Origin of the sequence: Pseudothauera nasutitermitis (genome assembly GCF_004801295.1) — a bacterium.
GTDB classification, from domain to species: Bacteria; Pseudomonadota; Gammaproteobacteria; order Burkholderiales; family Rhodocyclaceae; genus Pseudothauera; species Pseudothauera nasutitermitis.
This window is the reverse complement of record NZ_SSOC01000003.1, coordinates 213,913-226,424: the sequence shown is the minus strand read 5'-3', so window position 1 is coordinate 226,424 and position 12,512 is coordinate 213,913. Positions and strand designations below refer to the sequence as shown.

Sequence of the window (12,512 nt, the reverse complement as noted above, 5' to 3'; positions counted from 1 at the left end):
GTCTCTTTCCTATTGACCGCGCCCGGCGCGGAAGCCGGCTTCGTTCTGGCGTGCGGCCTCGTCGCTCACCCAGGCGAGCAGCGGGCCCTGCGGGTTGTCGTGCTGGCTTTGTTCACAGGCCTGCAGGCACTGGCCGCACTGCGTACAGGTGAACATGTGGCGCTTGATGTTGCGCGGGTTCAGGCGCATCGGACAGACCGCGTCGCAGGCCGATTCGCGGTTGGGCAGACAGGTGGCGCACTGGCTGGCGCGCTCGCGCTTGAAGCCGACCACCATGGCGTCGCGGTTGCTCACCCAGGCCAGGCTCTGGAACAGGCCCACGGCACAGGCGAAGCGGCAGAACAGGTGGCGGGCGAAGAGGAATTCCAGGCTGAGCACGGCGGTGAACGCGCCGATGAACAGCCCCTGGTTGCGCGTCAGCGTGCCGTGCAGCAGGTTGCCGTACACCTCGCCGGGCGGCAGCAGATAGGTGAGAAAGACCACCGCCCAGGCAAAGGCGAAGAACACCGCCGCCGGCACCACCAGCAGCCACCAGCGCGCGTCGCGGCGGCGCGGCGTGCCGTCCGCCTCCCAGGGCGGCAGGGGCTTCTTCTCCCACACGCTGGGCTTGCCGCTGGCGCGCAGCATGAGCTTGTTGATGGTTTCCACCACCGAGAAGTGCGGGCACAGCCAGCCGCAGTACAGCCGCCCCCACTTCCATGCCACCCACAGAAAGACCGCCGCGCCCGTGAAGATGGGCACGAACAGGCGCAGCAGCACGTTGGCGCCGGCTTCCAGTGCGCCGATGCGCCCGGCCAGAAAGTCGTCCAGCCCCAGCCGCCACGGCATGCCCAGCAGCCAGGCGTGGCCGGCGTCGAGGTCGTAGCGCAACAGATCGAACACCGGCGCCAGGATGAACAGTGCGAAGAAGCCCGCCTGCGCGGCCAGCCGGCCTTTCTGCACGCGGTTGAGCCCGGCGCGCCCGCCGGGGGCTGCGGTCTGGACGATGGGGATGATCTTGCGCGGCCCGGCGGCGGACATGGCGGCCTCAGTCTTCCAGGCGGGGGCCGAGTACCGGGTAGCGGTAGGGATGGCGCAGGATGGCCGCGTTGAGCCCCATCACCCCGAAGATGATCAGCGTGGCGTGCAGGCAGACGAAGTAGAGGATGGCGATGACCCAGGTCCACGGGTTGGCCAGGCCGCCCAGCCAGAGGGCGAGCAGCGTCAGGCCGACCAGGATGCCGCCGCCCCACAGGCTGACCGTGACGGTCTGCTGCAAGTGGTTGCGCACCAGTGGCGAGGGGTGCTTGCGGTGCACCAGCCAGAGCACCATCAGCATCACGAAGCCCAGGCCGGGCAGCAGCATCAGGTTGATCAGGAAGAGCGCCTCGGCAGCGATCGCCACCGTCGGGCCGGGCAGGTTTTCCTTGAGCAGGTCGGGGTCGCGTTCGGTCATCGGGGCGTTCCTCGCGCGGGTGCTGCGGTCAATGGCCGAAGGTGGCGGCAACCACCTCCATGAGGGCTTCGGCGACTTCGGCGTCGTCGGTCAGGCTTTCCACGATGGCCGCACGGCAGGCGGGCAGCGGCGCCATGCCGGCGCCCACCAGGGTGGCGGCGTACACCAGCAGGCGGGTACTCACCGCCTCTTCCAGATCCTGGTCCTTGAGCGCGCGCAAGGCACGGGCGATGCCCACCAGGCGGCGGGCCAGGTCGGCGTCGCAGCCGGTTTCGCCGCGCAGCACGGCCTCTTCGCGCGCGGCCTCGGGGAAGTCGAAGCGCAGGGAGACGAAGCGCTGGCGCGTGGAGGGCTTCATGCCCTTCAGCAGGTTCTGGTAGCCGGGGTTGTAGGACACCACCAGCATGAATCCCGGCGGTGCTTCCAGCAGTTCGCCGGTGCGGTCGATGGGCAGCAGGCGGCGGTCGTCGGCCAGCGGGTGGAGCACCACGGTGGTGTCCTTGCGCGCTTCCACCACCTCGTCCAGATAGCAGATGCCGCCTTCGCGCACCGCGCGGGTGAGCGGGCCGTCGCACCACACGGTCTGGCCGTCGCCGATCAGGTGGCGGCCCACCAGGTCGGCGGCGGTGAGGTCGTCGTGGCAGGCCACGGTGTACAGCGGGCGGCCCAGGCGGGCGGCCATGTGCGCGACGAAGCGCGTCTTGCCGCAGCCGGTGGGGCCCTTGATGAGCAGCGGCAGGCGGTTCTTCCAGGCGTGCTCGAAGACTTCGATTTCGTCGCCGGCGGGCTGGTAGAAGGGGATGTCTATGTTGGGGGTGTTGAGGTCCATCAGGGCATTCCTTTCCAGTAGGCCAGGGCGATCAGCGCGCATACCAGCGCGAGCCAGCCCAGGGTGAGGGCTTTCCACAGCAGCGGCGCGCGGCCCACCGCCATGAAGTCGAGGATGACGGCCGCGCCCTTGAGCGCGGCCACGCCGAGCAGCAGCGCGGCGATGGCCGGGCCGCCGGCGCCGTTTTCGCCCACCGCCCAGGTGAACACGGTGGCGGCGAGCAACAGCACCCACAGTACGGTGCTGCGGCGGTTCGGCGAATGAGTGGCGTTGGCGTGCATGGCGGGCCCCTCAGCGCATCACGTAAACCAGCGGGAAGAGCACCAGCCACACCAGATCCACCATGTGCCAGTAGGCCGCGCCGCTTTCGATGCCGTTGAGGTTGTCCGGGTCATAGCGCCCCTGGCGGGCGTTGAGCCACAGCGCGCCGAGGATCACCATGCCGAGCAGCACGTGCATGAAATGGAAGAAGGTAAGCGACAGGTAGAACATGTCGAAGGTACTGCTCGACAGGCTGATGCCGGCGTCGAAGGCCGCCGAGTATTCGGCCAGCTTGACCACCACGAAGGCGCCGCCGCAGCCCAGCGCGGCGAGCAGCCAAGGGGCGCCCTGGCGCCCGCGCCCGGCTTCGGCGGCGTGCACGGCGCGCACCACGCAGTAGCTGGCGGTGAGCAGCACCAGGGTGTTGAAGGCGCCGGCGTTGCGGTTCAACCCCTCCTGGCCGAGGGCGAACAGTTCCGGGTCGGCCGCGCGCGCGAAGGCGTAGGCTGCGAAGAACACGCCGAAGGCCAGCAGTTCGGCGAGGATGAAGATCCAGATCGCCAGGTCGCCGGCCAGCCGGGGTTGGAACGTGGGCGAGGCGGCGTGATCGGTGGTGCAGGCAGTGTCCATGCGCGGCATTGTGGGTGCCGCGCACGGGTTTTCACTTGATTCCGGTTAACTTTGCAAACCCTTGATTTTCTTGATTCAGGGCAAGACCTTGCAGTTTCCGGACGGAACGGGGCGGATCAGCCGGCCGTGGCTTGCGGGGCGATGCTGACCTTGGCGACGATGGAATGAGCGATGAAGCAGTTGCGGTGCGCGCTGTCGTGCAGGCGCGCCAGTTCGGCCTCGGTGGGCAGCTTGCCGTTGAAGGTGGTCTGCGGCGCCAGCTCGATGCGGGTGACCGCCTGGCGTCCGTCGGCATCCTTTTCCAGGTGGGCGACCGGATTGTCCTGGTAGCGTTCGACGCGGTAGCCGCGTGCCTCGGCAATGGCCAGAAAGGTCATCATGTGGCAACTGGCGAGCGCGGTGAGCAGCAATTGCTCGGGGTCGGTGCGGTCCGCGTCGCCCTTGTACTCCGGCGTGGCGGATACCGCGATGCGCTGCCCGCCGTTCAGATCGGCCACATGCGTGCGGGAGTAGGTGTCGGCCTCGATGGCGTGCGGCGTGCGCTGCCAGGCGATGCTGCCGTGGTGCTGGGACATGGTGGGTTCCTCCTCGGGGTTGGGTGTTGTTGTATCCGTATGGTGAGCGGAGGCGGAGGGCGCGTCAAACGGCCGTCCCCGGCGACCCGGCGCGCGCCGCCGCGTCCGCGACCAGGCGGCGGAGGCGGGCGACGATGTCGTCGATCTCCCCTTCGCTGCATATCAGCGGCGGCAGCAGGCGGATGGTGTTGCCGCGCGTGACGGTGATCAGCAGGCGCTCCCGTTCCAGCGCCAAGGGCACCAGCCAGGCGCAGGGAAAGGCCATCTCGATGCCGGCCATCAGGCCGTGCCCGCGAATCTCCCGGACGCCCGGCAGGCCGCCGAGGGACTGGCGCAGGCCGTGCAGCAGCCGCGCCCCGAGTTCGGCCGCGCGCTGGGGAATGCGCTCGTGCTCCATCGCCTCGACGACGCTGCAGCCGACGCGGCAGGCCAGGGGATTGCCGCCGAAGGTCGAGCCATGATGGCCGGGGGAGAACAAGCCGGCCGCCTCGCCGCGCGCCAGGCACGCGCCGATGGGAAAGCCGTTGCCCAGCCCCTTGGCCAGGGTAATGACGTCAGGCGCCACGCCCGCATGCTGGAAGCCGAACCAGGCTCCGGTGCGGCCCATTCCCGTCTGCACCTCGTCCACCATGAACAGCCAGCCGCGCTCGCTGCACAGCGCCCGCAGCGCGCGCAGATAGTCCGGCGCCGCGATCCGCACGCCGCCTTCGCCCTGCACCGGTTCGACGAGCACGGCGACGATCCCCGGCGTGCCGGCGGCCAGCATGCGTAGCGCATCGATGTCGTCGTAGGGCGCGCGGGCGAAACCCGGCATCAGCGGCTCGAAGCCCTGCTGCGCGGCCGGATTGCCCGTTGCCGCCAGGGTCGCGAGGCTGCGGCCGTGAAAGCTGTTTTCCATCACCAGCACCTGGGGATGCGCCACCCCCAGGCGCCGCGCATGCAGGCGCGCCAGCTTCAGGGCCGCCTCGTTGGCTTCCGCGCCGGAATTGCAGAAGAACGCGCGTTCCATGCCGGCCAGGCGGCACAGCTGCCCGCCCAGGCGTTCCTGCCAGGGAATGCCGAACAGGTTGGAGGTGTGGAGCAGTTGCCCGGCCTGCTCGTGGATCGCGGCGGTGACGGCGGGGTGGGCGTGGCCGAGATTGGTCACGGCCACCCCGGCGATCGCATCGAGGTACTCGATGCCATTCGTGTCCCACAGGCGGGCGCCGCGGCCGCGGACGAATGAAACCGCTGCGCGCGCGTAGGTGTGCATCAGGTGGGCGTCGGAGGGTGTGGCCATTTCTTGCACCGGAAAGTTCAGGGATTGAGGGGGATGGTGGCGAACAAGGGTTCGATGCCCAGCACACGGATGCCGCCCGGGGTGCTCTCCAGCAGGCGCCGCTCGCCTTCGGCGGCCTGGCGTTCCAGGCGGTAGCCGTCGCCTTCGCCCAGGCGCGCGGCGATATCCTCCACGGCCTCGCGCGACCACGGTGTGTGGGAATCGAAATGGCCCAGCAGCCGGTCGTGGCGCCAGATGATGAGTCGATGGCTGGTCATGGGAAGCTCCTTTGCTTGAACGGGGGGTTAGCTCGGGGCAGGCCAGTAGAAGTTGTCCGGCGTGCTGCGCGCGCCGTAGATCGCCTGCCCGACGCGGACGACGGTGGCGCCTTCCTCGATGGCGATCTCGTAGTCGCCCGACATGCCCATGGACAGTTCGTCCAGCCCGATGCCGGCCGGCGCGTCCTGGCGCAGCCGGTCGCGCAGTTCGCGCAGCAGGCGGAAGCAGCGGCGCACCCGGGGGGCTTCGGCCGACATCACCGCCAGGGTCATCAGCCCGCGCACGCGCAGGGCCGGGAATGCCGGCAGTGCGCGCAGGAAGGCGCCCGCCTGGTCCGGCGGCAGGCCGTACTTGCTGTTCTCGCCGGAGGTGTTCACCTGCACGAATACGTCCAGCGAGCGCCCTTCCGCCTGCAGCCGGCGCTCCAGCGCCTCGGCCACGCGCAGGCTGTCCAGCGCCTGGAACTCCGCGGCGAAGCGTGCCACCAGCCCAGCCTTGTTGGTCTGCAGATGGCCGATCACCGACCAGCGCAGGTCGGTCAGATCCGCCATCGCCTCCCACTTCCGCTGGGCTTCCTGCACCTTGTTCTCGCCGAGGAAGCGGCAGCCGGCCTGGTACGACAGGCGAATGCGCGCTTCATCCACGGTCTTGCTCACCGGCAGCAGGCGCACGCTGGCGGACGGGCGGCCCGCGCGCCGGCACGCCGCATCGATGCGGGCCTGCACGGCGGCCAGGTTGCGCCGGAAGTCCTCCACCGTGGCGGCCCGGGGCCATTGGCCATGCCGGTAGTGCAGCGTGGACGTGTCGGAAGGGGGCTCGCGGCCTTGCGTATTCACGCTTTTCGTCCTGGAGTAGAATTGTCCTGGAACAATCATATATTGTCCTAGGACAAAATGAAAATCACCGGCAGAACCTCCATCGAGATTTCCGACTGCGTGCGCGCGCTCGTGCAGCGCGGCGAACTGCGGCCGGGCGATGCGCTGCCGCCGGTGCGCGAGCTGGCCGAGGCGCTCGACGTCAATCGCAACACCGTGGCGGCCGCCTACCAGCGGCTGGTGCAGGCGGGGGTCGCCATCACCCAGGGGCGTCTGGGGACGGCCATCAGCAGGCCGCCCAGCGCAGGCGAGCAGGAAGGCCTGAGCAGCGGGACGGCGCTGATCGATCTGGCCGACGGCAACCCGAATCCGCGATGGCTGCCCGACCCGGCGGCCCTGCTGGCGACCCGGCGGCCCAAGGCCTTCCTCTATGGCGAGGACACGATCCTCCCCGAGCTGTGCGCCCTGGGCGAAGACTGGTTCAAGGCCGACTGCCCGCCCGCGCGCACGCTGGAGCTGACCCACGGCGCGGTGGATGCCATCGAGCGCCTCGCGGCCGCCCATCTGGTGCCCGGCGACAAGGTGGCGGTGGAGGATCCGTGCTTCCTCGGTACCATCAGCGCGCTGCGCCTGGCCGGCCTGCGCACGCTGGGGGTGGAGATCGACGAGGCGGGGATGCGCCCGGATGCGCTGGAGGCCGCCCTGCAGGCGGGCGCGCGCGCCGTCCTGCTCACCCCGCGCGTCCACAATCCGACCGGATGCAGCCTCACCCGGCGCCGCGCCGATGCGCTGAAGCGGGTGCTGGCCGCCAGCCCGGGGGTGCTGGTGATCGTCGACGACCATTTCGCCCTGCTGGCGGAGACGCCGTATCACTCGGTGATTCCCGCCGCCGCCCAGCGCTGGGCGCTGGTGCGTTCGGTTTCCAAGGGCTTCGGGCCGGACCTGCGCGTCGCGCTGGTGGCCTGCGATCCGGATACGGGGGAGCGGCTGCGCACCCGGCTGGCGCCCGGCATGACCTGGGTCAGCCACATCCTGCAGGCCATCGTCGCGGCCGGCCTGGAGTCGGACGATGTACGCCGGCAGATGGATGAGGCGCGCGACGACTACGCGCGCCGCCGCGCGATGCTGCGGGCGGCATTGCTGGCGCACGGCATCGATGCGCCGGCCGGCGGCGGCTTCAATCTCTGGATACCGCTGCCGAAGGACGCCAGGGACGTGGGCTACGCGCTCGCCAAACGCGGGTGGCTGGTGCGCCTGGGCAGTGCCTTCGACGTGCAGGGGGAGTCCCGCGCCCTGCGGGTCACCGTGTCCAGGCTGGAGGAGGATCTGGCGCGGCGCTTCGCGCGGGATCTGCAATCATGCCTGGAATGACGCAACGCCATTCACCCGCTCCACCACAGGGAAGAACCAGGAGAGTCCCCATGAAAGTCCACTTCGTCGTGCATGAAGCCTTCGAGACGCCCGGCGCCTTCGAGGCCTGGGTCGGGGAGCGCGGGCATGCCGCGACCTATTCGCATGTCCATGCAGGCCAGCCGTTGCCGCGCACGATCGACGCCATCGACCTGCTGGTGGTGCTGGGCGGGCCACAGTCGCCAACCACCACCCGGGAAGAATGCCCCCACTTCGATGCGGCGGCCGAGTGCGAACTGATCGCCCGCTGCGTTGCCGCGGGCAAGGCCGTCGTCGGCGTGTGCCTGGGCGCGCAGTTGCTGGGCACGGCCCTGGGCGCGGCCCACGAGCACAGCCCGGAAAAGGAGATCGGCAAGTTCCCGATCACGCTGACGCCGGAGGGCAGGGCGAATCCGAAGTTCGCGCATTTCGGCGACATCCTGGAGGTCGGCCACTGGCACAGCGACATGCCGGGCCTGACGCCGGATGCCAAGGTGCTCGCCCGCAGTGCGGGCTGCCCGCGCCAGATCGTGGAGTACGGCCGTCTGGCCTATGGCTTCCAGTGCCACATGGAATTCACCCCGGAGGTGGTGGAACGCTTGATCGCCGCCTCGGCACAGGAACTGGCGGCGCTGACCGCCCACCGCTTCGTGCAGCAGCCGGACGCGCTGCGGGCGAACGAGTACGACGCCATGAACCGGCAGCTTTTCGTTTTCCTGGACGAGCTGATGGCCGACTACGCGGCGGGGCGCTGAGCGGGGCGCCGCCGGGGCCGCGCAGGCGGGCCTGGATTCCGCCGATGCCTGCGCAGCGTTTCAGAGCGCCGTGCCTTTCCTGGGCACGTACAGGCGGGACAGGTCCGCCCCCTCCAGCCGGAGCAGCCCGATCTTCTTGTCCAGACCGCCCGCGTAGCCCGTCAGGCTGCCGTCGCCGCCCACCACGCGGTGGCACGGGATGATGATGGAAATGGGATTGTGCCCCACCGCCCCGCCCACGGCCTGGCCGGACATGCCGGGCTTGCCCAGCCGTGCTGCGACCGCCCTGGCGATCTCGCCGTAGGTCGTGGTTTCGCCATAGGGGATCTCGCACAGCAGCGCCCACACCGCCTTGCGGAAGGCGCTGCCGGCCGGTGCCAGCGGCAGCCGCGCGATGGCAGGCTGCTGGCCGGCGAAGTACTCGTCCAGCCACTGCCGCGCGGCGGCGAACACGGGCAGGTCGCCGTTGGCGGCGGGCGCTTCCGGCAGGCTGCTGCCGAAGTACTTCTGCCCCTCCATCCACAATCCCACCAGATGGCTGCCATCGCTGGCCAGCAGGAGCGGGCCGATGGGGGAGCGGTATTTCGTCGAATGGAACATGATGCCTCCTTGCTCAAGAGCAGGCTCTTAAAGGGAATTCCATAGATTCACCGTGGCATAGCCGCGCCACGGCCGCCACGACTCCGCCAGGGCGAGGATCTGCGCCGGGCTGCGGGGGGCGAGGGCCTTCTTGACGCCGTAATCCGTGTGCGGAAAGGCGTCGGGCCAACCCATGCCCCGCATGGCGAGGTATTGCGCCGTCCACTCGCCGATGCCGGGCATCTCCATGAGCTTGCCGATCTGCGCCTGCGGCGGTGACCCGTGGCCAAAGTCGATCTCCCCCGCCGCCAACGCACACGCCAGGGCCTGGATGCTGCGCGCGCGTGCGCCCGTGATGCCCAGGGGGCCGAGATGTTCGCCGATGGGGCCATCCAGCGCGGCGATGGTTTCGGGCGATGGAAAGACATGGGTCAGCCCCTCGATGGCGGTGGCGAGCGGCGTGCCGTGGGCCTGCACGATGCGGCCCGCCAGCGTGCGCGCGGCCTTCACCGTGATTTGCTGCCCCAGGATGGCGCGCACGGCCATCTCGAAGGCATCGAAGCAACCGGGCAGCCGGGTGCCATGCACGCACAGGCCCGGCCGGATGGCGTTCATCGGCGCCAGGGCTGCGTACACCGTGTCGGGATCGCAGCACAGGTCGAACAGGTGGCGCACGCGCGCCAGAACCAGGGAGAGAACCGGCAGCAGCGCCGCATCCACGGTCACGCTCAGCGCGCGTTTGTGCACCAGGTGCCCCACCCGGATCCAGCCGCATACGGGCTGCCGTGCCTCGGTGGCGAAGCGCACCGTGCGCAGGTATTCGCCGTCGCGCACCAGTTCCACGCCCGGAATCGCGCGCCCCGCGAGGAAGTCCAGCATCTGTTGCCACGGGTAGGGCGGGCGGTAGCCCAGCGTCAGCGTGATGCCGGTGCCGCGTTCCCCGTGCCGCGCCGTTTCCCGGCGCAGGGCGGTGGGCGTGAGGCGGTACTGTTTCTTGAACAGCGCGTTGAAACGCCGCAGGCTGCCGAAGCCGGCCGCCATGGCGACGTCGATGACCGAAAGGCCGGTGTCGGTCAGCAGGCTCTTCGCCAGCAGCAGTCTGCAGGTCTGCAGGTACTGGATGGGCGAGACGTCGTATTCGTTGAGGAACACCCGCCGCAGGTGGCGGTCGGTGCAGCCCAGGCGATGGGCGAGTTCCTCGACGGAGTGTTCGCTCCCGCAGTGATCCTCCAGCAGCCTCGCCGCGCGCCTCGCCAGGGAGGCCGACGCATCCACGGGCGCGTTGCCCGGTGCGAGTTCGGGGCGGCACAGCAGGCAGGGGCGAAAGCCCGCCTGTTCGGCCGCCGCCGCGCTGGCGTAGAAGGTGCAGTTCTCCGGCCGCGGCAAGCGGGCCCGGCACACCGGCCGGCAATAGATGCCCGTGGAAGACACGCCGACGAAGAAGTGCCCGTCGAAGCGGGCGTCCTTCGCCTTGAATGCCGCGTACCGGGCACAGTCTCTGTCGTTCTGCACGGCTGTTTCCTCCTCGAAGGAAACTCTACCAGCCGCATCCGGCATTTCCAGCCGTTTTCGGACATGCGTACCCTGTCCATGCCGAGCCGGGCGGAGGGTGCGGGCATGGCTTTGGAGTAGGCAAAAAAAGAGGGCGGCTCGCGCCGCCCTGCAAGTCCACTTCCTTCTGCAATCGTTTTGAAGGAGGGGAGAGACACTCTGCCGGGGCGGCCACGGCCGCCCCGGGAATCACCGGACGCCTCAGGCGCCGGTGGCCTTCTCCTCGCCCTTGACGAAGAAGCTCGCCACGTAGGCCAGCAGGCCGATGAAGAACACCACGCCGCTCCATTCACGCATCCAGTAGAACAGAGAGACCTGGTCCTGCACCGCCATGAAGGGCATCGGCGAGTCGGAGACGCGCTGCAGCCACACCTGCAGGATGCCGGCGGCGGTGAGGAACAGGGTGATGAACACCATGGCGATGGTCATCAGCCAGAACGCCCACATTTCCAGCACTTGCGCCTTCGGGCTGTTGCATGCGCGGCCACGCAGGATCGGCATGGCATAGCTGATGATGGTGATGACCACCATCACATAGGCGCCGTAGAAGGCCATGTGGCCGTGCGCGGCGGTGATCTGCGAGCCGTGGGTGTAGTAGTTGACCGGAGCCAGGGTGTGCAGGAAGCCCCACACGCCGGCGCCCAGGAAGGCCATCACGCCGGTGCCCAGCGCCCACAGCACGGCAGCCTTGTTCGGGTGCTCGCGGCGGCGGCGGTTCACCATGTTGAAGGCGAACACGGTCATGGCGAAGAACGGGATCGGCTCCAGTGCGGAGAAGATGGAACCCCACCACTGCCAGTACTGCGGCGTGCCGATCCAGTAGTAGTGGTGGCCGGTACCGATGATGCCGGTGACCAGGGCCAGCGCGATGATCACGTACAGCCACTTCTCGATGACCTCGCGGTCGACGCCGGTGACCTTGATCAGCACGAAGGCGAGCAGCGCGGCCATGATCAGTTCCCACACGCCTTCCACCCAGAGGTGCACCACCCACCACCAGTAGTACTTGTCCAGCACCAGGTTGGTCGGGTTGTAGAAGGAGAACAGGAAGAACACCGCCAAGCCCCACAGGCCGAGCAGCAGCACCACGTTGATGGCGGTCTTGCGGCCCTTGAGCACGGTCATGGTGACGTTGAACAGGAACACCAGCGCCACCACGACGATGCCGATCTTGGTGATCAGCGGCTGCTCGAGGAACTCTCGTCCCATCGTCGCCAGGATGTCGTTGCCGGTGTACTGCGCCAGCGTGGCGTAATCCACCGTCAGGTAGCCGACGATGGTCAGCGCGCCGGCCACCAGGAACACCCAGAACATCAGCAGCGCCAGCTTGGGGCTGAACAGCTCGGTTTCCGACTCTTCCGGCACCAGGTAGTAGGCCGCGCCCATGAAGCCGAACAGCAGCCAGACGATGAGCAGGTTGGTGTGGACCATGCGGGCCACGTTGAACGGAATTTCCGGGAACAGGAAATCGCCGACGACGTACTGCAGGCCGAGGATCAGACCGAAGACGATCTGCCCGACGAACAGCCCGATCGCCGCGATGAAGTACGGCATCGCGACCGCTTGAGATTGATATTTCATGACAACATTCCCCTTGGAGTTTTCAGTGCGCGCGTCCTTCAGCCCTCGATGTTGGGCGGCCAGTTCTGCGTGTTGATCTCGGAGGTGTACTTGAGGAACTCGACGAGATTGTTCAGATCCTCATCCGACAGATTGAAGTTGGGCATCTGCCGGCGGCCAGGAGCGCCGGTGGGCTGCGACATCATCCAGGCCTTGATGAACTCCGGCCCGCGACGCGTATACACGTTGCCCAGCTCAGGGGCGTAGTAGGCGCCCTCACCAAGCATGGTGTGGCAGCCCAAACAGTTGCGCGTTTCCCAGATGTGTTTGCCAGCGGCCACCGCAGGGGTGATGTTGTGGCGGTTGTCGGTCTTGGGCAGCGCCTTCGTGGTATCGAAGGTAAGCGCCAGGAAGAGCAGGAAGAAGAAGACGGTCCCGCCGTAGAAGATGTTGCGGGCCATCGCCTTGGTGAAGGTGCCGCTCATGGTTTACCCCTCATTGTTTTGTGCGTCCATGTGAGTGTTTGAACCGGTCATACGAACCCGAAGGTCCGGCGCACTGTATTTTTCGAGTGGGGGTGGGCTCCATGATTTGAA

The 12,512-nt window shown here is 68.3% G+C and carries 15 protein-coding genes; 2 read left to right on the top strand and 13 right to left on the bottom strand.

What is annotated here, in order from left to right; translation table 11 throughout:
- Positions 1-9 precede the first annotated feature (9 nt).
- From E6C76_RS08350 to E6C76_RS08310, 9 genes are all read right to left on the bottom strand, one after another.
- Positions 10-1,020, bottom strand: a complete 1,011-nt coding sequence (locus tag E6C76_RS08350) for a 4Fe-4S binding protein (RefSeq protein WP_136347785.1) — start codon at positions 1,018-1,020, stop codon at positions 10-12.
- A 7-nt stretch (positions 1,021-1,027) separates the two neighbouring features.
- Positions 1,028-1,435, bottom strand: coding sequence for a hypothetical protein (locus E6C76_RS08345; RefSeq protein WP_136347784.1), 408 nt, complete (start codon positions 1,433-1,435; stop codon positions 1,028-1,030).
- Between the two features lie 28 nt (positions 1,436-1,463).
- On the bottom strand, positions 1,464-2,264 hold the full coding sequence (locus tag E6C76_RS08340; protein ID WP_136347783.1) for a CbbQ/NirQ/NorQ/GpvN family protein: 801 nt from the start codon (positions 2,262-2,264) through the stop codon (positions 1,464-1,466).
- Positions 2,264-2,545 carry a cytochrome C oxidase subunit IV family protein gene (locus E6C76_RS08335; protein WP_136347782.1) on the bottom strand — a complete coding sequence of 94 codons (282 nt, stop codon included), beginning with the start codon at positions 2,543-2,545 and terminating at the stop codon, positions 2,264-2,266. The genes E6C76_RS08340 and E6C76_RS08335 overlap by 1 nt, the downstream gene beginning before the upstream one ends.
- Before the next feature lie 10 nt (positions 2,546-2,555).
- A complete protein-coding gene (locus E6C76_RS08330; protein ID WP_136347781.1) occupies positions 2,556-3,155 on the bottom strand; it encodes a cytochrome c oxidase subunit 3 family protein in 600 nt (199 codons plus the stop codon).
- Between the two features lie 116 nt (positions 3,156-3,271).
- Positions 3,272-3,730 carry an OsmC family protein gene (locus E6C76_RS08325; protein ID WP_136347780.1) on the bottom strand — a complete coding sequence of 153 codons (459 nt, stop codon included), beginning with the start codon at positions 3,728-3,730 and terminating at the stop codon, positions 3,272-3,274.
- Positions 3,731-3,794: 64 nt separating this feature from the next.
- The gene (locus E6C76_RS08320; protein ID WP_211090163.1) at positions 3,795-5,009 is read right to left on the bottom strand and encodes an aspartate aminotransferase family protein; all 1,215 of its coding nucleotides are present in this window, start codon (positions 5,007-5,009) and stop codon (positions 3,795-3,797) included.
- A 17-nt stretch (positions 5,010-5,026) separates the two neighbouring features.
- Positions 5,027-5,266, bottom strand: coding sequence for a cytoplasmic protein (locus tag E6C76_RS08315; protein WP_136347779.1), 240 nt, complete (start codon positions 5,264-5,266; stop codon positions 5,027-5,029).
- 27 nt (positions 5,267-5,293) lie between these two features.
- Entirely contained in the window at positions 5,294-6,103 is an 810-nt protein-coding gene (locus E6C76_RS08310) for a YggS family pyridoxal phosphate-dependent enzyme (protein ID WP_230976199.1), read from the bottom strand.
- A gap of 57 nt (positions 6,104-6,160) precedes the next feature.
- On the opposite strand from E6C76_RS08310, the gene ptsJ reads away from it, so the two are divergent.
- Positions 6,161-7,453, top strand: a complete 1,293-nt coding sequence (gene ptsJ, locus E6C76_RS08305; RefSeq protein WP_136347777.1) for a MocR-like B6 salvage transcription factor PtsJ — start codon at positions 6,161-6,163, stop codon at positions 7,451-7,453.
- Between the two features lie 50 nt (positions 7,454-7,503).
- Entirely contained in the window at positions 7,504-8,226 is a 723-nt protein-coding gene (locus E6C76_RS08300) for a glutamine amidotransferase-related protein (protein WP_136347776.1), read from the top strand.
- 60 nt (positions 8,227-8,286) lie between these two features.
- Here E6C76_RS08300 and E6C76_RS08295 read toward each other — a convergent pair whose 3' ends face one another.
- From E6C76_RS08295 to E6C76_RS08280, 4 genes are all read right to left on the bottom strand, one after another.
- Positions 8,287-8,826 (bottom strand): methylated-DNA--[protein]-cysteine S-methyltransferase, encoded by a 540-nt coding sequence (locus E6C76_RS08295; protein WP_136347775.1) that lies wholly within the window; start codon positions 8,824-8,826, stop codon positions 8,287-8,289.
- Between the two features lie 27 nt (positions 8,827-8,853).
- Positions 8,854-10,317 (bottom strand): DNA-3-methyladenine glycosylase 2 family protein, encoded by a 1,464-nt coding sequence (locus E6C76_RS08290; RefSeq protein ID WP_211090162.1) that lies wholly within the window; start codon positions 10,315-10,317, stop codon positions 8,854-8,856.
- Positions 10,318-10,557: 240 nt separating this feature from the next.
- The gene (locus E6C76_RS08285; RefSeq protein WP_136347773.1) at positions 10,558-11,937 is read right to left on the bottom strand and encodes a cbb3-type cytochrome c oxidase subunit I; all 1,380 of its coding nucleotides are present in this window, start codon (positions 11,935-11,937) and stop codon (positions 10,558-10,560) included.
- A gap of 38 nt (positions 11,938-11,975) precedes the next feature.
- Complete coding sequence (locus E6C76_RS08280; RefSeq protein WP_136347772.1) at positions 11,976-12,401, bottom strand: c-type cytochrome; 426 nt, start codon at positions 12,399-12,401, stop codon at positions 11,976-11,978.
- Between the last annotated feature and the right edge of the window lie 111 nt (positions 12,402-12,512).